This window comes from Pseudomonas sp. Sample_11, from assembly GCF_004307505.1.
Lineage (GTDB): Bacteria > Pseudomonadota > Gammaproteobacteria > Pseudomonadales > Pseudomonadaceae > Aquipseudomonas > Aquipseudomonas atacamensis.
Genome location: NZ_RCOD01000005.1, coordinates 19,931 through 41,589 on the forward strand (window position 1 = coordinate 19,931; position 21,659 = coordinate 41,589).

Here is a 21,659-nt window from a genome sequence, read left to right on the forward strand (position 1 = left end):
AAAAGGTTCGGCCCATTCGCCGAACCTGACTATCACTGTCGGTTTCCACGCGTTGAATCGGCGGTCGCCTGATTTGTTGTCAGACGCCGCTCTTTTTCTTGTCAGCCTTTGCTCGGATCGGGCAGCGCTGTGCTGGCGCCGAGCTTGTTGAGGAAGAACAGGTACACCAGGCCCAGGGCAATCCAGATCAGGCCGAGTTTCTGCGCATCGACGCCCATGTTGTACATGATGGCGGCGACGATGATGAAGCCGATCACCGGGCAGAGCAGATGGCGCACAAACTGACCCGACTTCTGCCGACGCCAGTAGTGGTTGATCACCGTCAGGTGCAGCAGCATGAAACCGCTGAGGGCGCCGAAGTTGATCAGCGAGGTGAGAATGTCGACCGCGTCGATGAACAGGTAGCAGATCAGCAGCGACAACACCGCCACCAGATAAATGCTCAGGTACGGCGTGTTGTGTTTCGGGTGGACCTTGGCCAGCACCTTCGGCAGCTTGCCGTCGCGGGCCATGCCGAACAGCAGACGCGAGACGGCGGCCTGCGAGGTGATCGCCACCGCGACGCCCCAGGCCAGCGCCGTGGCGACGGCGGTCAGGGTCGCCAGCCAGCTGCCGGCGGCGATTTCAGCGATTTCATAGAACGCGGTGTCGGCGGATTTGAAGCCCATGCCCGCTGCCAGATCGGTGGCGATCCACGTTTGTACGACGAAAATCGTGCCCATCACTGCCAGAGTGATCAGCGCTGCCTTGCCGACACTGCGGCCCGGATCTTCCTTGATTTCCTCGGCGAGGGTGGAGATCGCGTCGAAGCCGAGGAACGACAGCACGGCGATCGACACGGCTTGCATCAGCAGGGCGAAGTTGAAGGTTTCCGGGTGATACAGCGGCGCCAGCGTCAGCTCACCGTTACCGCCACCGTTGTGCAGGGCGTTCCAGGCGTAGAACAGGAAGATGCCCAGCACGATCAGTTGTGCCAGCAGGAACAGCATGTTCATCCGCGCGGTGAAGGTGATGCCGCGCAGGTTGACGAACGTCGCGCTGACCAGAAACGCCAGGATGAAGCCGACCTTGGGAATGTCCGGGTACAAATGGTTGAGCGCCATCGCCGAATACAGGTACAGCAGCGGCGGAATCAGCAGGTAATCGAGCAGCATCAGCCAGCCAGCGATGAAGCCGACGTGTTGATTAAGCCCGCGTTGCGCGTAGGAATATACGGAGCCGGCAACCGGAAAGGCCTTGGCCATGCTGCCGTAACTCAGCGCGGTGAACAGCATTGCCACCATGCCGATGATGTACGCCAGCGGCACCATCCCCGGTGCTTCGGCGTTGACGTAGCCATACACACCGAACGGGGCGATGGGGATCATGAAGATCATCCCGTACACCACCAGATCGGTCAGCGTCAGGCTACGTTTCAACTCTTGCTTGTAGCCGAATTCTTCAATTTCCATGAAGCGCAACTCCTTGTCAGCCATCGGTCGGTTTATGTTTTATCGGTCCATCGTTTACAGCAAAGGTGCGAGGTAACCTGCCCAGCGCGAAACCGCTTCGGGACTGCGCAGCAGATCATTGCGCACCTCGATCAGCACCGCCTCAAGGCCCCTGGCATCACCGTGCACGGGCACGGTCATGTCGCCCAGCGGGTCAATTTTGTACGGCTGGTTGCCCGCGACTTTCAGCGGCTGCGCTTGCAGTCCGTCGAGCAGGCGCTGAGCATAGTCCTGGGCCTGGCCGAACAACACGCCGACTTCCAGTGGTCGCGGCTGGCCGTAATACACCGGGGTAAAACTGTGAATGCCGACCACCCGCACCGGCAGACCTTTGGCAATGCGCTCGTCGATCAACATCTGCAAGCGCGCATGAAAAGGTTTGAACAACGTCTGGCGCCGGTACTCGCGGGTCGCCTCATCCAGCTCGCGATTGCCAGGTATCGGGTAGATCTCGCTCTGCAGCGGGATGCTGTCCGGCGCATGGCGCGGGCGGTTGAGGTCGATCAGCAGCCGTGAGTAATTGGCGCTGAGCAACGTGGCGCCGAGTTGTTCCGACAACTGTTCAGCCAGTTGCAGCGCGCCGATGTCCCAAGCGATATGTTCGCGCGCGGCCGCCTCGTCCAGGCCCAGATTGTTCAGGGCTTCGGGAATGTAGCGACTGGCGTGTTCGCACACGAGGATCAACGGGTTCGTCGAGTCCTCGCGGCTCAGGTTGTAGACCGGGCGGGTGTACAACCCAAGCTCGGCGGATTCAGTACAGGCGTGCATAGTGCTCACACAGGTCAGCGGGCGAGAGCTGTTCCGTCAGCGCCAGTTCCTCGGTTTTCAGGGCGTAATAAGTGTCGAGCAACGGCTTGGGCAGCCATTCGTTGAAGGCTGCACTGTCACGCAGGCAATCCAGCGCCTGGGCCAGCGAGGCGGGCAGGGCGACGATGCCCCGGGCCTTGCGTTGCTCGTCGTTGAGTGAATCGGGAATTTCATCGGTAACCGCGTTCAGCGCCAGACGCTGTTCGATGCCCAGCCGCCCGGCAATCAGCAGCGCAGCCATGGCCAGATGCGGCGAGGCGGTAGCGTCCATGGCGCGGAATTCCAGGTTGAACTGCTGCGCGGCAGACTTGCCGCCCAAGGTCACAGTCGGGCAGATGCGCAGCGCCGCTTCACGGTTCTGCTGCCCCAGACACGCATACGAAGCGCTCCAGTGGTGCGGCTGCAAACGCTGGTAGGAGAGCGGCGTCGGCGCGGTGAACGCGCACAGCGCCGGTAGAAAATGCAGTACTCCGGCAGCCCAGTGCTGACCGATGCTCGACAGGCCGTTGCTGGTGCCAGCGTCGTAGAGCATCGGCTGGCCGGCCAGATCGAGCAGGCTGACGTGCAGGTGGACACCGTTGCACACCGCCTCGGCGGCGGTCTTCGGCGCAAAACTCAGATCCAGGCCCATTTGTCGGGCGATTTCCCGGGTGATTTCGCGCACGTTGATTGCGCGATCCGCTGCGGCTACGCCAAGAGTCGGTCGACAGGTGATTTCGTATTGGTGCTTGCCGTATTCCGGCAGGAACATTTCCGGCTCGACCCCGCCCGCGCGCAGCGCACTGAGCAGCCAGCCGCCGAATTCGGCGCCCTGGCGCTGCGCTTCGAGAGAGAACGCCGCGTGTTCGGCCACGCCAGCGTGCAGGTTGAACTCATGTTCGAAGGCGGCGTTGACCTGCAACCCCAGCTCATCGTGATAGCGCTCGATTTCATCGCGCAGCAATGTGCGCGGGCAGGCGCCCCATGCCTGGCCGTCGGTCTCGCGAATATCGGCGTGGATGAAATCCAGCACCGGCGCATTGGCATCCGGACCGCTGCCGACAGTGACGCGGCTGCTCAGATCGGGAATCAGCCGCAGGTCGCCATACGCGCCCCAGGGATTGCTCGAAGCGATGATGTCTTGCGGCGTCAACGCGCTGTTGGCCGGTACCCAACCGCAACCCACTGCCTGGTAGTGCTCCAGCTCATCGCTGGGAAACGAGCGGCCCCGGGTGATGCCGATCAGATCGGTTGTCACCAGCGTGGTCATCGGTAAAGGCGTCAGGCGCGGGCTCATGGCTGCATCTCCTGCAAACGGCCGAGCACGGTGTCGGTGTCGGTGATCCAGCAGTAACCCTTGATCGCGTTGAGGCAGGCGTGATGGCGTTCAGCTGTGTAAGTGGCGCAGGCGTCCTCCACCAGCGTGACCAGATAGCCGCGGTCGGCGGCGTCGCGCACGGCCATGTCGACGCATTGGTCGGTGACGATGCCGGCGATGATCAGATGCCGGGTTTGCAGATTGCGCAGCACGTAATCGATGTTGGTCGAGTTGAACACCCCGGAGGAGGTCTTCGGCAGCACGATTTCGTTTTCGGTCGGGGTCAGTTCAGCGATGACCTGCGCTTGCACGCTGCCCTTGGGCAGGTGCATGTCCGACAGTTTGTGATCGAGCGAGCGGTCGCGACCGTCGGCGGTCAGGCTTTCGATAATCGTGTGCAGCACGTTCTGCTGCACCCGGCGAAAGGCGCCAAGCAGACGTTGTTGATTGGGCACCACTTGTTTGCGCGTGCGCTGGAGAAAATACTCGGCATCCGGCTCGCTCAGGTGTGGGTCGAATTGCGGTTCGAGCCAGGCGCGCTGCATGTCCACCAGCAGCAAAGCGGTGTGGTCGGTCGCAAACGGCAGGTCCCGAGGCGAGCGGTGGGGAAGGCTGAACATCCTTATTTGTCCTCCAGCAGGTGAGTCGCAAAGTCGTTGCGCAGGGCATCGATGCCTTCCAGGCGATCGGCCGGGTCCGGCACGCGCAAGGTCAGGCAGGCGATCAACGCCTCGACCTGCGCCAGCGCCGGCACCATGGTGTCGAACGGCGACGCCGATTCCACCGGCGCGCTGATGATCAGGTCGGCCAATTCGCGCAGCGGCGAGGCGTAGACATCGGTGAACAACACCACTCGCGCGTTGTTGTTTTTCGCCGCCTGCGCAACGCGCAGGGCTTGGGTCTGGTAGCGCCGGTAGTCGAACACCAGCACCACGTCCTGACGTTGCAGATCGTACAAACGGTCGGGCAGCAGGGCGTTGTCTTCCAGGGCGAAGCAGCCGGGGCGCAGCAGACGCAGGTGGTTGAGCAGGTAATTGGCCAGCAGAATGCTGAAGCGGCCACCGAAACAGTGGACCTGATGGCGGCTGTCGAGCAGCCATTCCACGAGGATGCGCACATCTTCAGGCTGGGTCAGGGCTTGGGTGTCGACCAGCAAGCGCTGGCTGTCCGCCAGGTAATGCGCCCAGGCATCGTCCTTGTTCTGCTGCGAGCGCGGCTGCAACAGCGTGCGCGGTGAGCGCAGGCGATGGTCCATGTCGCTGAGCAGGGCTTCCTGGAATTCGGCATAACCGCCGAAACCGAGCTTTTTCACCAGACGCACGATGGTCGGATCGCTGACACCGGCATGTTCGGCCAGTCGCGCCATAGGCCCGAGACCGTTGCGTGGATACTGATCGAGCAGGGCGCGAACGACTTTGCGCTCCGATGGCGTCAGGTCCAGGCCGGGATCGGTGATCAGGTCTCTGAGAGGGGGCATCCGGGCTCCTGCTGGATGGGGTGTCGAATTCGTTTCACAATCCGTTAAACGAGTATTTATGTAATGGGTGTTACATGTCTAGCTAATTTTTGTACAGGTTTTTCGAGCACCAAAAGTGTGCAAGGTGCCCGTGTAATAAGGGCTACGTCGAAGTAGCGCACTGTTGTAGTCCTTTGCCGATTGCTGTGTCAGACATTGCCTATCCCAAGCTCAGCGACTGGCCGGTGACAACCCTGAACGCCGAGGTTTTACGGCACAATGCGACGCGTATCAGCTATGTGCCATTGTTTGTTTATCTTTCGACCGAGAACCTGCTTGTGCCAAGTAGCCGTTTGACACTGATTTGCCATGCGCGAACCGTCGCACAGAAACTGGCGCGTTTTCCTACGGACGAGCCTGTTGAAAATCTGGCCGTTCCGTCCGACGCGTTCAGGGCGCGATTGGCGGTAACGCGGCAGCTGGTGTGTGCCCCGGAGTTGAGAACTCAGCAAACGGCGGCATGGTTTGGCGTCGATGCGCAGATTGATCAAACCCTGCGCGATTGCGATTGGGGACGCTGGCACGGCCAATCGATCAAGGATCTGCAAGCCAACGAAAACCAGGCTTTGCAAGCCTGGCTGGCCGATCCTGAAGCGGCACCCCATGGCGGCGAATCAGTCAGGCAACTGACGCAGCGGGTCTCAATGTGGCTCGACTCCATCGCCGAAACCCCAGGACATGTAGTGGCAGTCACCCATCCGTTCGTCATGCGCGCGGCGCTGATGCAGGTGCTGCAAGGCGCGGCGTTCCACGCAATCGACATCGAACCGCTGGCGATGATCGACTTGCGCTTCAATGGCATCTGGCGACTACGCTTGCCGGGCATGGCCCTTGACGAGGAATTCTGATGAAACAGCTGCTGGTCATCGGCATTGGCGCCGGCAATCCGGACTACATCACGATGCAGGCAGTGAAAGCGCTGAATCGGGTCGATGTGTTCTTTCTGCTGGATAAAGGCCAGAGCAAGCAGACGCTGATCGATCTGCGCCGGGAGATCTGCGGGCGCTACATCACCGACCACGCTCATCGCTTTGTCGAAGCCAGCAGTCCGGAGCGCGAGCGCGGCGATGTCGACTACACGGCGAGCGTCGATGCACTCAATCGCGCCAAGCAGCAAACCTTCGAGCGGCTGATCAATGATGAATTGTCCGACGGCCAGTGCGGCGGATTTCTGATCTGGGGCGATCCGGCGTTATACGACAGCACATTGCGGATTCTTCAGGCGATTCAGGCAACAGGCCGCTGTCAGTTTGAATACGAAGTGATACCGGGGATCACCAGCGTTCAGGCCCTGGCTGCGCAGCACAAAATACCCTTGAACTCGATTGGTCGCTCGGTAGAAATCACCACAGGCCGGCGATTGGCGGCGGGGCAGGTGAGTGAAGCGGACAGTCTGGTGGTGATGCTCGATGCCGAGGATTCGTACCAGCGGGTGGCGGATCGGCAGACCGAGATTTTCTGGGGCGCTTACCTGGGCACGCCGGATGAGATTCTGCTCAGCGGTCGGCTGGCGGATGTCGCCGATGAGATCGAACGGGTGCGCAAAGCGGCGCGAGCGGAGCATGGCTGGATTATGGATACCTATCTGTTACGCAAGCCTTGAGTGGTTGGCGCCTGAACAATCGCTTTCGCGAGAAGGCTCGCTCCCACAGGGAAATGCGTTGCAGAATGTGGGAGCGAGCCTGCTCGCGAAGGGACCAGAACATTCACCGCCGATTTGGGACAGGCAAAAAGAAACCCGGTGCAACGCAAATCGCACCGGGTTTTTTGTTGCCAGCCAACAGCGGATGTCGTGGATCCGCCGTCAACCTTGAACTCCGTATCAGGCGCGTTCCAGCGCCAAAGCCACGCCCTGACCGCCGCCGATGCACAAGGTCGCGAGACCTTTCTTGGCATCGCGCTTGAGCATTTCGTGCAGCAATGTCACCAGTACCCGGCAGCCTGATGCGCCGATCGGGTGGCCGAGGGCGATGGCGCCGCCGTTGACGTTGACCTTGTCCAGATCCCATTGCAGATCTTTGGCCACGGCCAGCGATTGTGCAGCGAACGCCTCGTTGGCTTCGATCAGGTCGAGCTGGTCGATGTTCCAGCCGGCCTTGTCCAGGCAGCGGCGGGTCGCCGATACCGGGCCGATGCCCATGATCGCCGGGTCGACGCCAGCGTTGGCGTAGGCGGCAATCCTGGCCAGAACCGGCAGGCCCAGCGCTTTGGCTTTCTCGGCACTCATCAGAATCACGGCGGCGGCACCGTCGTTCAGCGACGAGGCGTTGCCAGCGGTGACGCTGCCGTCCTTTTTGAACGCCGGACGCAGTTTCGCCAGAGATTCTGCGCTGGTATCGCCGCGTGGTTGCTCGTCGACCTTGAACGCGACAGGATCGCCTTTGCGCTGCGGGATCAGGATCGGCGTGATTTCATCAACGAAGCGCCCGGCCTCAATCGCAGCGGCGGCTTTCTGCTGGGACGCGGCAGCAAAGGCGTCCTGCTGTTCGCGGCTGATCTGGTATTTGTCGACCAGATTCTCGGCAGTGATGCCCATGTGGTAATCGTTGAACGCATCCCACAGGCCATCGCTGATCATGGTGTCGACGATTTGCGCGTGACCCATGCGCAGACCGGTGCGCGCGCCCGGCATGATGTAGTTGGACAGGCTCATGTTTTCCTGACCGCCGGCGATGATCACCTCGGCGTCGCCGCAACGGATCGCTTGCGCGCCCAGGTGCAGAGCCTTGAGGCCCGAACCGCAAACCTTGTTCAGGGTCATGGCCGGTACGGCATGGGGCAGCCCCGCCCTGATCGCGGCCTGACGTGCCGGGTTCTGCCCGGCGCCAGCGGTGAGCACCTGGCCCATGATCACTTCATCGACCTGCGCACCGTCGAGGCCGGTCTGCTCGAGCAACTGGCGGATCACCGCCGCGCCCAGGTCTACTGCGGATACATTGGCCAGGGAGCCCTGAAAACTGCCGATCGCGGTACGCGTGGCGGCAACAATGACGACGTCTTGCATGTGCGAATTCCTCACTGGGCAGCGAACTGCATTTCCGGTACGTGATCCGGGACGATCAGTTTACCAGCGGTTTTGGCGACGATTTCCTCGACGCTGACGCCAGGTGCGCGTTCCTTGAGGACAAAAGCGCCATTTTCGATTTCCAGATAGGCGAGGTCGGTCAGCACGCGCTTGATGCAGCCGGCACCGGTCAGCGGCAGGCTGCATTTGGCCAGCAGCTTGGACTCACCGTCCTTGGACGCGTGGGTCATGATGACAATGATGTTGTCGGCGCCGGCCACCAGATCCATCGCGCCGCCCATGCCCTTGACCAGTTTGCCGGGGATCATCCACGAAGCGATGTTGCCTTCAACATCCACTTCAAAGGCGCCAAGCACGGTCAGGTCGACGTGGCCGCCACGGATCATCGCGAAGGATTCGGCGGAATTGAAGATCGACGCGCCGATCCGTGCCGTCACCGTTTGTTTACCGGCGTTGATCATGTCGGCATCGATGGTTTCTTCGGTCGGGAACGGGCCCATGCCGAGCAGGCCGTTTTCCGACTGCAGCATGACCTCCATGCCTTCGGGGATGTAGTTGGCAACCAGGGTCGGAATGCCGATGCCGAGGTTGACGTAGTAGCCGTCCTGCATTTCGCGGGCGACGCGCTGAGCCATTTGTTCGCGGGTAAGTGCCATGTTGTTGTTCTCCGTAGGCCTGAATTATTTGCGGATGGTGCGCTGTTCGATGCGTTTTTCGAACGTGCCGCAAATGACCCGATCGACGTAGATGCCCGGGGTGTGGATCTGCGTCGGGTCGAGTTCGCCGGGCTCGACGATTTCTTCGACTTCGACCACGGTGATCTTGCCGGCGGTCGCGGCCAGCGGGTTGAAATTCTGCGCGGTGTGACGGTAAACGACGTTACCGAAATGGTCGGCCTTCCAGCCTTTGACGATGGCGAAGTCGCCAGTGATGGATTCTTCCATCAGGTACTTGCGACCTTTGAATTCGCGCACTTCCTTGCCTTCAGCAACCGGGGTGCCAACGCCAGTGGCGGTGAAGAACGCCGGAATGCCGGCGCCGCCCGCGCGCATTTTTTCGGCGAGGGTGCCTTGCGGGGTAAGGATGACTTCGATCTCGCCCTTGAGCAGTTGCTCTTCAAACAACTTGTTCTCGCCGACGTAGGAAGCGATGACTTTGCTGATCTGGCGGTCGGTGAGCAGCACGCCAAGGCCGAAACCATCAACGCCGCAGTTGTTGGAAACGACAGTGAGATCACGGGTGCCCTTGCGCTTGATCTCGGCGATCAGGTTTTCCGGAATGCCACACAGGCCGAAACCGCCGGCGATAACGGTCATGCCGTCTTCCAGCCCGGCCATCGCTTCCTCGTAGGAATACACACGCTTGTCGAAACCTGCCATAGGCACCTCTTTTATTATTTGCGGGCGGCTGGCTAGCCGAATGACTGGAGTGTCTCTCTGCGGAATATATTTGTTAAGTTGATTTTTGCGGTTGATTGATTGATAAAGCTCACTAATACGCGTTCGGCGATGATCGTTCCCACGCTCCGCGTGGGAATGCCTCCAGGGACGCTCCGCGTCCAGTGACGCGGAGCGTCACGGGCTGCATTCCCACGCAGGAGCGTGGGAACGATCAGGGCCATCGCATCACGGCTTGCAGCTTGACGCTTGCAGCTTGCAACTGGAGCAAAGCGACATGACCATCAAACAGATCCGTGCCTTTCTCGCCGTGGCCCATAGCCTGAGCTTCGCCGTGGCCTGCGAGCGTCTGCACCTGTCGCAGTCAGCGCTCAGCCTGACCATCAAAGCGCTGGAAGAGGGCCTGGGCGGGCGCCTGTTCAGCCGCAACACGCGTAACGTGGCGTTGACCCCGGAAGGCGAGTCCCTGCTGCCGCTGGCGCGCCGCTTGATCGCCGATTGGGACAACGCCGAAGACGAGATGCGCCAGCGTTTCAGCCTGCAACGCGGACGCGTGACGCTGGCGGCGATGCCGTCATTTGCCGGCAATCTGCTGCCGCCGATTCTCAAGAGCTTCCGCGCGCGTTATCCGAACGTCAACGTGACGGTCAACGACGTGATCAACGAGCAAGTGCTGGAAATGGTCCGCGATCGTCAGGTTGAACTCGGTGTGGCGTTCGCGCCGATGCAGAGCACATCGATGACATTCACGCCTTTGTATGTCGATCGTTTTGTCGCCGTGGTGCCGGCCGATTCAGCGCTGGCCGGTCGCGCCGACATCGATTGGCAGACTTTGCTGCAGGAACCGTTCATCACCCTGCAGCGGCCATCGACCGTGCGGGTCATGCTCGAAGAGCATTTGCAGGCGCGCGGAATGAAGTTGCCGGTGGAGTTCGAGAGTCATCAATTGGCGACGGTCGGGCGAATGGTTGCCAGCGGGCTTGGGGTCAGCGCGGTGCCGGCATTGTGCGCGGGACAGATGCTCGAGCTCGGTGCGCATTGCCTGACCTTGAATGATTCTGTGGAGCGGGCGATTGGCGTGTTGACCGAGCCTGGCAATGAACTGTCGGCGGCGGCGCAGGCGTTGTTCGAGATTCTCAAGGCTGAAGATTTGCAGCGCCAGTTCGATTTTCCCCTCACTCCAGAAGCGCGGAAACAGAGCGCCGAACGCTGATTCAGTGTGGGAGCGAGACTGCTCGCGAAGAACGATAACGCGGTCTAAACCTTGGCCACGCGCCACAGATACCAGGCCGCGACCGTCCGATAAGGCTTCCACGCCTGGCCAATCTCGATCATCTGTTTGCGCGTCGGCTGCACCTCCAGTCCCTTCAAGCGCCGATATCCCTCACGCACGCCAAAATCATCCGCCGGCAGGATATCCATGCGTTCGAGGCTGTAGATCAACAGCATCTCCACGGTCCAGCGGCCGACCCCGCGCAGGCTGGTCAGGCGTTCGATCAGGGTTTCATCGTCCATCGCCCGTGCAGTCGGGTAATCGGGCACCACGCCGTCCAGCGTCGCCTGGGCAATCCCTTGAATCGTCGCGATCTTGCTGGCTGAAAATCCGCAAGCGCGCAGTTGCTCGACCTCAGTCGCGAGAATCTGCTCCGGGCGTGGAAACACCTGACCGGGAAACAACCCCACTAAACGCCCAAGGATCGCATCGCCGGCCTTGGCATGCAGTTGCTGATAGGCAATCGCCCGTACCAGCGATTCATAGGGATCGCGCGCCGGATGTGGCTGATGCAGGCACGGGCCGACGGCGCTGATATGGCGCTGCCAGTCAGTGTCTATCGCGGCCAGAAAAGCGCTGGCCATCTCATACATGTCAGCCATGTTGCGGTGATTCGGACATACCCATCGAAATCCCTGTTTGCGTGTTGGATTGCATGGCTCAAAAAGCCAATTGTTGAGTCATTTGCAGCGCAGCGTTTTCCAGCCTGAGCAGAAACGCCTTGCGCGGTTGTCCGCCACCATAACCGGTCAGCGAGCCGTCTGCGCCGATCACTCGGTGGCACGGGACCACGATCGACAGGCGATTGTGCCCGTTGGCCAGGCCAACGGCACGGCTGGCGCCGGGTTTGCCCAGGCCTGCCGCGATGGCGCCGTACGTGCTGGTGTGGCCATAGGGAATTTGCAGCAGCGCCGCCCACACCTCACGGGCAAAAGCGCTGCCGGGCAGGTGCAGCGGCACGCTGAACTGAGTGAGTTTGCCGGCAAAGTAATCCGCCAGTTGCACCTCGATCTGCTGCAAGTGGGCGTTATGCCCCGGTGCAATCGCGTAGCCGTAACGGTTTTGCAGCGCTTCAACTTCACGGGTCAGCGCCGGGCGATCGAGAAATTCCAACAACACCAGCCCACGGCGCTCGGCCATGGCGATCATCGGCCCCAGCGGCGTGGTCAGGCGGGTGAACAGCAACGGTTCACTATTGGCCGCGCGGCCCGGGGTGATATGGAAGGACTTCTGAAACGCATCGCGAAAACCACTGAGCGATTCATAGCCGGAGTCGAACGCGGCGTGATCGATCGAAGTGCCTTGCCTGATTCCGCCCAGAGCCATGCCGAGGCGCCGTGTGCGCAGCCAGGCGTGGAAAGTCATGCCGAAGTGCTGCTTGAACCAGCGCCGCAATTTCAGCGGTTCGATGCCTTCGGCGAGCAACTGCGCATCGCTCCAGCGCCGTTCGGGATCGGCGTCCACCGCATTGAGCAGGCGCTGCACCCAGTCCGGGGCGATGGCCGCTGCGTCCAGCGGTTTGCAGCGCAGGCAGGCGCGGTAACCGGCGCACAGGCACTCGTCGGCGTGGGCGAAGAATTCGACGTTTTCCGGTTTCGGCTTGCGCGCTGTGCAACTGGGACGGCAAAAGATCCCGGTGGTTTTCACGGCGGTGAAGAACACGCCTTCATAGGCAGTGTCGCGCTCGAGCATGGCGCGAACCATTTCGGCGTGGGGCGGCAGGACAGCGGCTGGTATGTTCATGACGTGAGAGTAAATCCGCTTTGTCGATGGCTCCACCGAAAAATCGACAGTGAATTTTTTCCCTTGTGCAGCACAATGAGCGGGTCGCCGCTTTCGAGGAAGCCAGCCCATGCATCCATTTTCCATTCAGCGCATCGATCATATCGTCCTGCGCGTCGCCGACCTGCAACGCAGCATCGATTTCTACGCCAGGGTGTTCGGCGCCGAAGTGGTCAGGCACAACCAGCCGCTGGGGCTGGTGCATTTGCGCGCTGGCACGTCGATGATCGATCTGGTCGACTTGCACGGCGAACTCGGGCGCAAGGGCGGTGGCGCGGCGCAGGCGCAGCGACGCAATGTCGACCACTTCTGCCTGCGCATCGAACCGTTCGACGAAGCCGCGCTCATCGCTCACCTGCAATCGTTCGGGCTGACCGTTGAACAAGCGGCCAGGCGTTTTGGCGCCGAGGGTTACGGCTTGTCGCTGTATTGCTTTGACCCGGACGGCAATCAGGTCGAACTCAAAGGCCCGTCCGAGAGCGATCAGCCAGCGGTTTCCTGAAGCAGCTGCTCGGCCACTTGCCCGAGGGCCGAGCGGCCGTTTTGCGCTTGTTCAGAAGCCTGATTGAACAGCGCCAGTTGCCGGTCGGCGCTGGTGCCGCTGTCGATGATCGCCCGGGCACGCTCAAACAACTGCGCCGCGCCCAGTATCTGCGCCGTCTCGGCAAAGCGCTGCTCGGCCAGCTCCAGCCACTGCGCGAGCGAACAGTCGCCGTCGATGCCTTCGACCAGAAAGCGCGCATGAATCCCCTGATGTTTGGCGCGCCAGCGATTTTCCTCCAGCATCGAACGCTCGGTCTGGTCGTACAGCAAACCGGGCCGCCGCTGCGCACTGGCATGAGCCACCAATACGCGGAAAAACGCCGCCAGGGTCAGCGCATCGTCGACCCGAGGGCAAGCGTCAGTCATGCGCAGTTCCAGGGTCGGAAAACGCGCGGCCGGACGCACGCCCCACCAGCACTCGCCAGGCTGGCTAATCGCGCCGATGCGCGTGAGAAACGCCAAGTGTTCGTCGTAATGGCGCTGATCGGCAAACAGCGGCGGGATGCCCATGCGTGGCCACTCGTCACACGCGGTCTGCCGATAGCTCATGAAACCGCTGGCGGCGCCATCCCAGATCGGCGACGAACAGCTCAGCGCCAACAGCAGCGGCGTCCACGGCAGCACTTCGTTCATCACGGCGATGCGATCCAGCGGCTCTGCCACCTCGACGTGCACATGCAGGCCCGACAGCACGCTGCGGCGGGCGACATGGCCGTAGCGCTCGAACAGATACCGGAAGTGTTCCTCGTCGGTCGGAACCTGCTCGCGCCAGTCGGCCAGCGGATGACTGCCGGCGCTGAGCATGCCCAGAGCAAATGGCTCCAGGGCCGTGCGCAAGGCCTGACGGCTGCCACGCAGAAAATCACTGGCGTGTTCGAAATCGCTGAATACCGGCGAAGCCACTTCGATCTGGCCTTGGAACATCTCTGTGGCAAACCACACACCCAGCGCTGCCCGGCAAGCCTCGATGGTCTGTGGCGGCGGACTGCCGATCATGCGCAGGCTCTGCAGGTCAGTGAGAAAGTACTCTTCCTCAATGCCGAATCGCGGGTGGCTCATGACAGTGCTCGAGCAAGTGTTTCTCTTGAGAACCGTCCGCCGTTGCGGTGGTTCACGCCGGGCGACCAGTGCCCCGCGAATGCACCGTTGGTCTTGTCCATTGCACTTGAGCGGTCAAGGCGTTGCCAAACAAGTCCGATCAACGTGTTCTGGAGGCAGACGTGAGCAACCCATCCAGCAACGACAAAGCGCTTAACCAAACCGTCAATCCCAACGACGACGGCTTCGCCATCGGCACGGCCGGGCGCGATGAAGACCCCAACGCCACCACCGACTGGGACGTTAGTCGTGATAACGAGGATGTCATGACGCCGGGCGATACCCGCGGTCTGCCCGGTTATCCCGGGGCCGAAAAAAACAATCCTTCGAAACCCGTTGTCGACAGCAGCGTACCGGCCAACGGCGATCCATCGGTGCAGAACGACGGCGCTGATTGAGGTGGTCAGCGGTGGCAGGATAATGGCGTCGGTCGAACTTTTCTGATCCGGCGCCACTCTGAACCTGTCATAGGGTCGCAGTTCGACAGAAAAAACGCTTCGGCAGGCAGAAAAAGCTGCGTGGCGTGATAAATTCCCCCCACGTCGAGCCCACCCAGAATGGCCCCTGCCGGGTCCCACCAAGAGCGATCTACATGCAAGCAAAGGCCCGTGAGGTTTATGTGCCACCGGTGCTGCAAGATCTGCGGGCCGGCACAGCCGAACTGCACATCGCACTGGAAAAACGCCTTCCTTTTTTCTCCGACACCCTCGATACCCCCGCTTTCGAGCGCTTGATGCAGGCCTATTACGGGTTCTATCAGCCGCTCGAACAGGCGTTGCTCGCCAGTGGCGCGGTCCCGGACGATTTCAATCTGCTGCCTCGTCTGAAGGCTGACACCCTGCGCGCCGACCTGCGCGCACTGGGGGCAACCGCTGATGATTTGCCGCTGTGTGAAGATCTGCCAGTCATTGATTCCAGCGCCGCCAGTCTCGGCGTTTTGTACGTGCTCGAAGGCGCGACTCTCGGCGGGCAGATCCTGCGTCGGGAGATCGCCGCGCGGCTGAATCTGGACGCCGACAATGGCGCTGCCTTCCTCGATGTCTACGGCGCGGCCACCGGGCGGCGCTGGCGCGAGTTCATCGAATACCTGAGCAACCGGCCCATGGCGGCCAGCGAACGCGCGGCCGTGGTCAGCGCAGCACAAACCACATTCAGCTGTTTCGAGCAGTGGCTCGAGCGCCAGGAGGTACTGGCATGAACCCGCAAGACCCACAAGCCTTTGAAGAACTGCTGGCCAACTGTGCCGACGAGCCGATCCGCTTTCCCGGCGCGATCCAGCCCCATGGCCTGCTGCTGACCCTGACCGAGCCTGCGCTGCAGATCATCCAGGTCAGCGCCAACGTCGAAACCCTGCTGGCCCGCGCGCCCGAATCCTTGATCGGCCAGCCGCTGCACAGCCTGATCGGCGCCGAACACACCGCGCAAGTGCTGCAAGCCTTGGAACAGGCGACGTTCTCCGAGGCGGCGCCGCTGCGATTCGAGCTCAACGGCACTGAATTCGAAGGTTTGCTGCACCGCCATCAGGGCGTGCTGATTCTCGAACTGGAAATTCACGTGAAGAATTTCCAGCCGCGCAACGTCGCCGGGGTCAATACCCACCTGGGCCGCATGCTCCAGCGCCTGCAAGCGGCGACCACGCTGCAGGCCCTGTACGACATCAGCGTCAAGGAAATCCAGGCGATGACCGGTTACGACCGGGTGCTGATCTATCGCTTCGAGGAGGAGGGCCACGGTCAGGTCATCGCCGAAGCGTCCGATCCATCGATGGAAGTGTTCAACGGCCTGTTCTTCCCGGCTTCGGACATTCCCGAGCAGGCGCGCGAGCTGTATCGCACCAATTGGCTGCGGATCATCCCCAACGCCGATTATCAGCCGGTGCCACTGGTGCCGAAGCTGCGCCCGGACACGCAGACGCCGCTGGACCTCAGTTTCGCCACGCTGCGCAGCGTCTCGCCGATTCACTGCCAGTACATGAAGAACATGGGCGTGCTGTCGTCGATGAGCATTTCCCTGCTCAAGGGCGACAAGCTCTGGGGCCTGATCAGCTGCGGCAACCGCCAGCCGCTGCACGTGCCGCATGAATTGCGCATGGCTTGCCAGACCATCGGCCAGGTTCTGTCATTGCAGATCAGCGCCATGGAAACCCTTGAGTTGACCCGCCAGCGCGAAGAGAAGGTCGAAGCGCTGGCGCGGCTCAATCAGGCGATGGTCGATTCGCCGCAAAATGTTTTCGACGGCCTCGCCCAGCAGCCAGCGACGCTGATGGCGCTGGTCAATGCCGGCGGCATTGCGATCATCGAAGACAAGCAGTTGCACCGTTACGGCAACTGCCCTGAACCGGAAGAAATTCGCGCGCTGCACAAGTGGTTGCAGGCGCGCGGCGAGCCGGTGTTCGCCAGCCATCACCTGTCCAGCGTTTACCCGCCGGCGGCGCAGTATCAGTCGGTGGCCAGTGGTGTGCTTGCCATGAGCCTGCCGAAACCGGTGGACAACGGCGTGCTGTGGTTCCGTCCGGAAGTGAAGGAAAACATCAACTGGAGCGGCGACCCGCGCAAGCCGCTGGATCTGGAAAACTCCGACGCCGGGATGCGCTTGCGTCCGCGCACCTCGTTCGAGATCTGGAAGGTCGAGATGGCCGGGATCTCCACCAAGTGGAGCCACGGTGACCGGTTCGCCGCCAATGACCTGCGCCGTTCGGCGCTGGAAAACGATCTGGCCCGTCAGGTCCGTCGCGAGCAGGCGGCTGTGCAGGCGCGCGATGATCTGGTAGCGGTGGTTTCGCACGACCTGCGCAACCCGATGACGGTGATTTCCATGCTCTGCGGCATGATGCAAAAAACCTTCAGTTCGGAAGGCGCGCACACCTCACGGCGCATTTCCACGGCGATCGACACCATGCAGCAGGCCACGGCGCGGATGAACACGTTGCTGGAAGACCTGCTCGATACCTCGAAAATCGACGCCGGGCGCTACTCCATCACCCCGCAGGCGCTGGAGGTCGGGCACATCTTTGAAGAGGCCCAAGCGTTGCTGTCGCCTCTGGCCCATGACAAGGACATCAGCATTTCCTTCCAGGCCGATCCTGACCTGCGCATCCACGCCGACCCTGAGCGGCTGTTTCAGGTGTTGTCGAACCTGGTGGGCAACGCCATCAAATTCACCCCGCGCATGGGCACCGTGGGCGTGCACGCCAAATCGGTGGGCGACGAGATCGTGTTTATCGTGCGTGACAGTGGCGAAGGCATTCCCAAGGAGCACTTGCCGCATGTGTTTGATCGCTACTGGACGATAAAGGAAGGCAACCCGACCGGCACTGGCCTGGGTTTGTACATCACTCAAGGCATCGTCGAAGCCCATGGCGGCCAGATCGTCGCCGAGAGCGAGCCGGGGCAGGGCAGCGAATTCCGCTTCACCGTGCCGCGCCTGGCCTGATTGCCCCTTGTAGGTTTCGATCGTTCCCACGCTCTGAATGGGACGCAGAGCGTCCCGGGCTGCATTCCCACGCAGAGCGTGGGAACGATCAGATTTGCAGCCTCAGGGTCATTTTCTTCAATACCGCAAATCCCCCGCCCGCTACCGTAGCCACCTCGTTCCTCGATTGAAACAGGTGTGCAATGAGTCTGATTCTTTCCATGGCGGCGTTTGCCCTCGCCGCATCCATCACCCCCGGGCCGGTCAATATCGTCGCCTTGAGTTCAGGCGCGCAATACGGTTTCCGTGCCAGCCAGCGGCATGTGGCCGGGGCGACGCTGGGGTTTGTGCTGTTGCTGGTGCTGATGGGCCTGGGCCTGCATGAGGTGTTGCAACTGTGGCCATTCATGACCCGCGTGGTGCAATGGGCCGGGGTGGCGTTTCTGTTGTTCATGGCCTGGAAACTGGCCAGCGATGACGGCCAGTTGCACGCCAGCGAGTCCGGCCGCGCGCCGTCGATGCTCTATGGCGCGGTGATGCAATGGCTCAACCCCAAGGCCTGGCTCGCGTGCGTGGCCGGCATGGGCGCGTTTGTCGCCGACGGCGAGGCGCGGCTGGTCTGGCAGTTTGCGGCGGTGTATCTGGTGATCTGCTATCTGTCGGTGGGCTGCTGGGCGTATGCCGGGACGTTCTTGCGCGGGTATCTGAGCAATGCGGCGGTGATGCGCTGGTTCAATCGGTTGATGGCGTTGTTGCTGGCGGTGAGTGCGGGTTATCTGCTGATCACCTGATTTGCTGTAGGAGCTGACGAGTGCAACGAGGCTGCGATCTTTTGATCGTAAAAAGCAAAGTCAAAAGATCGCAGCCTCGTTGCACTCGTCAGCTCCTACAGGGGTTTGCATGTACGGGAGATAAAAGTCAGCCGCGATACTGCCCCGGCGTCGCCGCCAGATGTTGTTTGAACGCTCGCTGAAAATGCGCCTGATCGGCAAACCCGGCCTGGAGCGCGACATCGGCAATCAACTGGCCGCTGCGCAAGCGCTCGCGGGCGAACTGGATGCGCTGGTTGACCAGGAAGGCATGCGGCGTCATCCCGTAGCGCTGTTTGAACGCACGAATCAGGTATGACGGCGATAGTTGCGCCGCCGCGCAAATTGCCTCGAGGCTCAGCACTTCGGTGCAATGTCCACGGATGAAATCAGCGGCGCGCTCCAGCTTGAAATTCGGCTCGGCAACGGGCTCGTCCGCTGGATTCAGGCGGACCTGCAAATCACTGAAAAACTCAACCGCTGCGCTGTGTTTCGCCAGCGCCTCCACCTGGTCGTCGAGCAGAACCTCATACAACCCCATCAATTTGCCAAACAGCTCGGCATCAGTCAGATGCGTGTCGGAAAATCGGCGAAATTCCAGCTCCCCGGCAAACCCCAATTGATGCTGCAAATCCGTCAGCCACGGCGTTTCGACATACAACATCACATACGACCAAGGCTGATCATCGATCGGATTGCAGGCATGCACATCGCCGGGATTCATCAGCACCACGGTGCCAGCCGCCACCTCAAATTGCGCCTGCTCATGCACATAGGTACTGCGCCCGGCGGTGATCGCGCCGATGGAAAAATGCGCATGGGAATGCCGCGCATAACAGACTTCACGCCCATCCGCGATGGCCCGCGCTTCGATGAAGGGCAGGGCGTCGTCGCGCCAGAAGCGCGGGGCTTTCTCGGGGTTTTTCGCTCTGGGGTGTTTCATCGTGATCGTCCCGGCAGGTCAGCGTCTGAGTGTATTAGCTCTGGCCGGCGAATGCCCGTTGCAGTGTCGCCACATCAAGCTTTTTCATCTGAAACATCGCCTGCATTGCAGCACCGACTGTTATAGGCTCTGGGGGCGTGACACTACGAGCGCGATGGAGCTGAACCATGACTGCATTTACCGGCGGATGCCTGTGCGGCGATGTGCGTTTTCAAGCCTCTGGCGAGCCTTACCGGGTTGGATTGTGCCATTGCCTGGACTGTCGCAAGATCCACGGTGCGCTGTTTCATGCCTCGGCGATTTTTCCTGAGGACGCGGTGACCATCAGCGGTGAAACCCATGAGTATCAAGGGCGGCACTTTTGCCCGCGCTGTGGTTCGTCGGTGTTCAATCGCAGTGGTGATGAGGTCGAGGTGAACCTCGGCGCGCTGGATGCGCCGGATCAGTTGAAGCCGACCTATGAGAGCTGGATTGTGCGGCGTGAATCGTGGCTGCCGGATTTTCCGCTGGCCAGGCATTACCGTGGTGATCGTGAAGGCAAAGGGCGGGCAGAGGGGTAGGGGATTGATTCAGCCTTCAGCACGCTTGCGATTTCTGTGGGAGCGAGCCTGCTCGCGAAGGCGTTGGGTCAGTCAACATGCAAGTGGCTGAACGAACGCTTTCGCGAGCAGGCTCGCTCCCACAATTTCTTTTGTGGTATCCGCTGCTATGGGTACACCCTCAGTTCTGTTACTCGCGAATAAACGCCAACAAATCCGCATTGATGGTTTCAGCCTGCGTCGTCGGCATGCCATGCGGGAAGCCGGGATACGACTTCAGTGTGCCGTTGGGCAGCAGTTTCGCCGATAACGGTGCGGAGTTGGCGTAGGGCACGATCTGGTCATCCTCGCCGTGCATGACCAGCACCGGCACGGTGACTTTTTTCAGGTCCTCGGTGAAGTCGGTCTGCGAGAACGCGACGATGCCGTCGTAGTGCGCCTTGGCGCCGCCGATCATGCCCTGGCGCCACCAGTTGGCGATGATTCCTTCAGCCGGCTCGGCGCCCGGGCGGTTGTAGCCGTAGAAAGGTCCGCTCGGCACATCGCGATAAAACTGCGCGCGATTCGCCGCCAATTGCGCCTGAAAGCCATCGAACACCGATTTCGGCAAACCGCCCGGGTTGCTTTCGGTCTGCACCATCAGCGGTGGCACGGCGCTGATCAACACCGCTTTGCTGACCTTGTCCTGACCATGCCGGGCGATGTAATGGATCACTTCGCCGCCGCCGGTGGAATGGCCGACGTGCACCACGTTGCTCGTACCCAGATGATTGACCACGGCCAGCACATCGTCGGCGTAGTGATCCATGTCGTGGCCATCCCAGACCTGGCTGGAGCGCCCGTGTCCACGTCGATCATGGGCAATCACCCGAAAGCCCTGCGCGAGAAAGAACAGCATCTGCGCATCCCAGTCGTCGGAACTGAGCGGCCAGCCGTGGTGGAAGTGGATCACCGGCGCGTCGCGCGGGCCCCAGTCCTTGTAGAAGATATCGACGCCGTCTCGAGTGGTGACAAAGCCCATATTCGTTACTCCTGACCTGTGATGGACAACCGCGATGTACGCGGACCGTTTGCGCAGAGGTACGACGACTCAGTGCGAGCCGTTATCAACTGTAGGAGCAATGCCGGGGTCTGCATGACCGCTGGTCACAACGTCTGGCTTCAAGCGCAAATTAGGCTTTGCTGAAAGGGATAAGCGCGGGCTTCCGTAGGTTTTTCCGACCACAGCGACGCCCCTTCGCAACACGTGAGTCTGAGGAAACCATCCGATGCTGACCCTGAATATCAATGGCAAGGATCAGGAGCTCGATGTCCCCGCCGACATGCCGCTGCTCTGGGTTCTGCGCGATGTCGCGCACCTGACCGGGACCAAGTTCGGTTGCGGCATGGCCCAGTGCGGTGCCTGCACCGTGCACGTCGACGGCGCGCCATTACGTTCCTGTATCACTCCGGCCACTGCCGTCGCCCACGGGCAGAAAATCCTCACCATCGAGGGCCTTTCCACCGATGGCTCCCACCCGGTGCAGCAGGCCTGGGCCGAGCTGGACGTGGTGCAGTGCGGTTACTGTCAGTCCGGGCAGATCATGTCTGCCGCCGCGTTGCTGGCGAAAATTCCCAAGCCCACCGACAGCGATATCGATCAGGCGCTCTCCGGCAATATCTGCCGCTGCGGCACCTATCCGCGCATACGCGCCGCGGTCAAACGCGCCGCCGAAATCGGCTGAGTCAT

Annotated in this window: 23 protein-coding genes and 1 pseudogene; 10 read left to right on the forward strand and 14 right to left on the reverse strand. The window is 61.3% G+C overall.

Annotated elements, in window-relative coordinates; all coding sequences use genetic code 11:
- Positions 1–101: 101 nt before the first annotated feature.
- The 5 genes from D8U60_RS01125 to D8U60_RS01145 are packed head-to-tail and all read right to left on the reverse strand — an operon-like array spanning position 102 to position 5,071.
- Positions 102–1,451 carry an APC family permease gene (locus D8U60_RS01125; protein WP_130899297.1) on the reverse strand — a complete coding sequence of 450 codons (1,350 nt, stop codon included), beginning with the start codon at positions 1,449–1,451 and terminating at the stop codon, positions 102–104.
- Positions 1,452–1,505: 54 nt separating this feature from the next.
- Positions 1,506–2,258 carry an N-formylglutamate amidohydrolase gene (locus tag D8U60_RS01130; RefSeq protein WP_122610211.1) on the reverse strand — a complete coding sequence of 251 codons (753 nt, stop codon included), beginning with the start codon at positions 2,256–2,258 and terminating at the stop codon, positions 1,506–1,508.
- Complete coding sequence (locus D8U60_RS01135; RefSeq protein WP_130899298.1) at positions 2,242–3,573, reverse strand: glutamine synthetase; 1,332 nt, start codon at positions 3,571–3,573, stop codon at positions 2,242–2,244. The genes D8U60_RS01130 and D8U60_RS01135 overlap by 17 nt, the downstream gene beginning before the upstream one ends.
- Positions 3,570–4,214, reverse strand: coding sequence for an isochorismatase family cysteine hydrolase (locus D8U60_RS01140; protein WP_130899299.1), 645 nt, complete (start codon positions 4,212–4,214; stop codon positions 3,570–3,572). The genes D8U60_RS01135 and D8U60_RS01140 overlap by 4 nt, the downstream gene beginning before the upstream one ends.
- A gap of 2 nt (positions 4,215–4,216) precedes the next feature.
- Positions 4,217–5,071 carry a MurR/RpiR family transcriptional regulator gene (locus tag D8U60_RS01145; RefSeq protein ID WP_122750628.1) on the reverse strand — a complete coding sequence of 285 codons (855 nt, stop codon included), beginning with the start codon at positions 5,069–5,071 and terminating at the stop codon, positions 4,217–4,219.
- 317 nt (positions 5,072–5,388) lie between these two features.
- On the opposite strand from D8U60_RS01145, the gene D8U60_RS01150 reads away from it, so the two are divergent.
- Together D8U60_RS01150 and cobF are read left to right on the forward strand one after the other, a co-directional pair.
- On the forward strand, positions 5,389–5,958 hold the full coding sequence (locus D8U60_RS01150) for a histidine phosphatase family protein (protein ID WP_130899312.1): 570 nt from the start codon (positions 5,389–5,391) through the stop codon (positions 5,956–5,958).
- Complete coding sequence (cobF, locus tag D8U60_RS01155; protein WP_130899300.1) at positions 5,958–6,713, forward strand: precorrin-6A synthase (deacetylating); 756 nt, start codon at positions 5,958–5,960, stop codon at positions 6,711–6,713. The genes D8U60_RS01150 and cobF overlap by 1 nt, the downstream gene beginning before the upstream one ends.
- Positions 6,714–6,932: 219 nt before the next feature.
- Here cobF and D8U60_RS01160 read toward each other — a convergent pair whose 3' ends face one another.
- The 3 genes from D8U60_RS01160 to D8U60_RS01170 are packed head-to-tail and all read right to left on the reverse strand — an operon-like array spanning position 6,933 to position 9,514.
- Positions 6,933–8,114 (reverse strand): acetyl-CoA C-acetyltransferase, encoded by a 1,182-nt coding sequence (locus tag D8U60_RS01160; protein ID WP_130899301.1) that lies wholly within the window; start codon positions 8,112–8,114, stop codon positions 6,933–6,935.
- An 11-nt stretch (positions 8,115–8,125) separates the two neighbouring features.
- Positions 8,126–8,791: a CoA transferase subunit B gene (locus tag D8U60_RS01165; protein WP_016774134.1), complete on the reverse strand. Its 666-nt coding sequence runs from the start codon at positions 8,789–8,791 to the stop codon at positions 8,126–8,128.
- A 24-nt stretch (positions 8,792–8,815) separates the two neighbouring features.
- On the reverse strand, positions 8,816–9,514 hold the full coding sequence (locus tag D8U60_RS01170; RefSeq protein ID WP_016774135.1) for a CoA transferase subunit A: 699 nt from the start codon (positions 9,512–9,514) through the stop codon (positions 8,816–8,818).
- A 295-nt stretch (positions 9,515–9,809) separates the two neighbouring features.
- Between D8U60_RS01170 and D8U60_RS01175 the strand changes: the two genes are divergently transcribed.
- Positions 9,810–10,745: a LysR family transcriptional regulator gene (locus D8U60_RS01175; RefSeq protein ID WP_122610206.1), complete on the forward strand. Its 936-nt coding sequence runs from the start codon at positions 9,810–9,812 to the stop codon at positions 10,743–10,745.
- 44 nt (positions 10,746–10,789) lie between these two features.
- On the opposite strand, the gene D8U60_RS01180 is transcribed toward D8U60_RS01175, so the two are convergent.
- A complete protein-coding gene (locus tag D8U60_RS01180; RefSeq protein ID WP_130899302.1) occupies positions 10,790–11,407 on the reverse strand; it encodes a DNA-3-methyladenine glycosylase in 618 nt (205 codons plus the stop codon).
- Between the two features lie 58 nt (positions 11,408–11,465).
- A complete protein-coding gene (locus D8U60_RS01185; RefSeq protein ID WP_073475332.1) occupies positions 11,466–12,548 on the reverse strand; it encodes a bifunctional transcriptional activator/DNA repair protein Ada in 1,083 nt (360 codons plus the stop codon).
- A 109-nt stretch (positions 12,549–12,657) separates the two neighbouring features.
- Here D8U60_RS01185 and D8U60_RS01190 point away from each other — a divergent pair, with 109 nt between their 5' ends.
- A complete protein-coding gene (locus D8U60_RS01190; RefSeq protein WP_122880107.1) occupies positions 12,658–13,089 on the forward strand; it encodes a VOC family protein in 432 nt (143 codons plus the stop codon).
- Here D8U60_RS01190 and D8U60_RS01195 read toward each other — a convergent pair.
- Positions 13,071–14,189, reverse strand: coding sequence for a carboxylate-amine ligase (locus tag D8U60_RS01195; protein ID WP_130899303.1), 1,119 nt, complete (start codon positions 14,187–14,189; stop codon positions 13,071–13,073). The genes D8U60_RS01190 and D8U60_RS01195 overlap by 19 nt on opposite strands.
- 161 nt (positions 14,190–14,350) lie before the next feature.
- Between D8U60_RS01195 and D8U60_RS01200 the strand changes: the two genes are divergently transcribed.
- The 4 genes from D8U60_RS01200 (at position 14,351) to D8U60_RS01215 (ending at position 18,430) form a co-directional block, all read left to right on the forward strand.
- Positions 14,351–14,626, forward strand: a complete 276-nt coding sequence (locus tag D8U60_RS01200) for a hypothetical protein (RefSeq protein WP_122610201.1) — start codon at positions 14,351–14,353, stop codon at positions 14,624–14,626.
- A 194-nt stretch (positions 14,627–14,820) separates the two neighbouring features.
- A complete protein-coding gene (locus tag D8U60_RS01205; RefSeq protein ID WP_071171835.1) occupies positions 14,821–15,426 on the forward strand; it encodes a biliverdin-producing heme oxygenase in 606 nt (201 codons plus the stop codon).
- A complete protein-coding gene (locus D8U60_RS01210) occupies positions 15,423–17,660 on the forward strand; it encodes an ATP-binding protein (protein WP_130899304.1) in 2,238 nt (745 codons plus the stop codon). Before D8U60_RS01205 ends, D8U60_RS01210 begins: the two co-directional genes overlap by 4 nt.
- Positions 17,661–17,842: 182 nt before the next feature.
- The gene (locus D8U60_RS01215; protein WP_130899305.1) at positions 17,843–18,430 is read left to right on the forward strand and encodes a LysE family translocator; all 588 of its coding nucleotides are present in this window, start codon (positions 17,843–17,845) and stop codon (positions 18,428–18,430) included.
- A gap of 127 nt (positions 18,431–18,557) precedes the next feature.
- Here D8U60_RS01215 and D8U60_RS01220 read toward each other — a convergent pair whose 3' ends face one another.
- Positions 18,558–19,391 (reverse strand): AraC family transcriptional regulator, encoded by an 834-nt coding sequence (locus D8U60_RS01220; RefSeq protein WP_130899306.1) that lies wholly within the window; start codon positions 19,389–19,391, stop codon positions 18,558–18,560.
- Positions 19,392–19,425: 34 nt separating this feature from the next.
- Positions 19,426–19,500, reverse strand: a pseudogene (locus D8U60_RS01225) (VOC family protein); the annotation flags it as partial.
- A gap of 58 nt (positions 19,501–19,558) precedes the next feature.
- Here D8U60_RS01225 and D8U60_RS01230 point away from each other — a divergent pair.
- Entirely contained in the window at positions 19,559–19,951 is a 393-nt protein-coding gene (locus tag D8U60_RS01230) for a GFA family protein (RefSeq protein ID WP_122880104.1), read from the forward strand.
- Positions 19,952–20,120: 169 nt separating this feature from the next.
- Here D8U60_RS01230 and D8U60_RS01235 read toward each other — a convergent pair whose 3' ends face one another.
- A complete protein-coding gene (locus tag D8U60_RS01235; protein ID WP_130899307.1) occupies positions 20,121–20,951 on the reverse strand; it encodes an alpha/beta hydrolase in 831 nt (276 codons plus the stop codon).
- Between the two features lie 247 nt (positions 20,952–21,198).
- Between D8U60_RS01235 and D8U60_RS01240 the strand changes: the two genes are divergently transcribed.
- Positions 21,199–21,654 (forward strand): (2Fe-2S)-binding protein, encoded by a 456-nt coding sequence (locus D8U60_RS01240; RefSeq protein ID WP_010459764.1) that lies wholly within the window; start codon positions 21,199–21,201, stop codon positions 21,652–21,654.
- Positions 21,655–21,659 lie beyond the last annotated feature (5 nt).

Bases quoted from the DNA above. Each gene is read 5' to 3' on its own strand.
- D8U60_RS01125 (WP_130899297.1), bottom strand. From the start codon at position 1,451: ATGGAAATTGAAGAATTCGGCTACAAGCAAGAGTTGAAACGTAGCCTG.
- D8U60_RS01130 (WP_122610211.1), bottom strand. From the start codon at position 2,258: ATGCACGCCTGTACTGAATCCGCCGAGCTTGGGTTGTACACCCGCCCG.
- D8U60_RS01135 (WP_130899298.1), bottom strand. From the start codon at position 3,573: ATGAGCCCGCGCCTGACGCCTTTACCGATGACCACGCTGGTGACAACC.
- D8U60_RS01140 (WP_130899299.1), bottom strand. From the start codon at position 4,214: ATGTTCAGCCTTCCCCACCGCTCGCCTCGGGACCTGCCGTTTGCGACC.
- D8U60_RS01145 (WP_122750628.1), bottom strand. From the start codon at position 5,071: ATGCCCCCTCTCAGAGACCTGATCACCGATCCCGGCCTGGACCTGACG.
- cobF (WP_130899300.1), top strand. From the start codon at position 5,958: ATGAAACAGCTGCTGGTCATCGGCATTGGCGCCGGCAATCCGGACTAC.
- D8U60_RS01160 (WP_130899301.1), bottom strand. From the start codon at position 8,114: ATGCAAGACGTCGTCATTGTTGCCGCCACGCGTACCGCGATCGGCAGT.
- D8U60_RS01165 (WP_016774134.1), bottom strand. From the start codon at position 8,791: ATGGCACTTACCCGCGAACAAATGGCTCAGCGCGTCGCCCGCGAAATG.
- D8U60_RS01170 (WP_016774135.1), bottom strand. From the start codon at position 9,514: ATGGCAGGTTTCGACAAGCGTGTGTATTCCTACGAGGAAGCGATGGCC.
- D8U60_RS01175 (WP_122610206.1), top strand. From the start codon at position 9,810: ATGACCATCAAACAGATCCGTGCCTTTCTCGCCGTGGCCCATAGCCTG.
- D8U60_RS01180 (WP_130899302.1), bottom strand. From the start codon at position 11,407: ATGGCTGACATGTATGAGATGGCCAGCGCTTTTCTGGCCGCGATAGAC.
- D8U60_RS01185 (WP_073475332.1), bottom strand. From the start codon at position 12,548: ATGAACATACCAGCCGCTGTCCTGCCGCCCCACGCCGAAATGGTTCGC.
- D8U60_RS01190 (WP_122880107.1), top strand. From the start codon at position 12,658: ATGCATCCATTTTCCATTCAGCGCATCGATCATATCGTCCTGCGCGTC.
- D8U60_RS01195 (WP_130899303.1), bottom strand. From the start codon at position 14,189: ATGAGCCACCCGCGATTCGGCATTGAGGAAGAGTACTTTCTCACTGAC.
- D8U60_RS01205 (WP_071171835.1), top strand. From the start codon at position 14,821: ATGCAAGCAAAGGCCCGTGAGGTTTATGTGCCACCGGTGCTGCAAGAT.
- D8U60_RS01210 (WP_130899304.1), top strand. From the start codon at position 15,423: ATGAACCCGCAAGACCCACAAGCCTTTGAAGAACTGCTGGCCAACTGT.
- D8U60_RS01215 (WP_130899305.1), top strand. From the start codon at position 17,843: ATGAGTCTGATTCTTTCCATGGCGGCGTTTGCCCTCGCCGCATCCATC.
- D8U60_RS01220 (WP_130899306.1), bottom strand. From the start codon at position 19,391: ATGAAACACCCCAGAGCGAAAAACCCCGAGAAAGCCCCGCGCTTCTGG.
- D8U60_RS01230 (WP_122880104.1), top strand. From the start codon at position 19,559: ATGACTGCATTTACCGGCGGATGCCTGTGCGGCGATGTGCGTTTTCAA.
- D8U60_RS01235 (WP_130899307.1), bottom strand. From the start codon at position 20,951: ATGGGCTTTGTCACCACTCGAGACGGCGTCGATATCTTCTACAAGGAC.
- D8U60_RS01240 (WP_010459764.1), top strand. From the start codon at position 21,199: ATGCTGACCCTGAATATCAATGGCAAGGATCAGGAGCTCGATGTCCCC.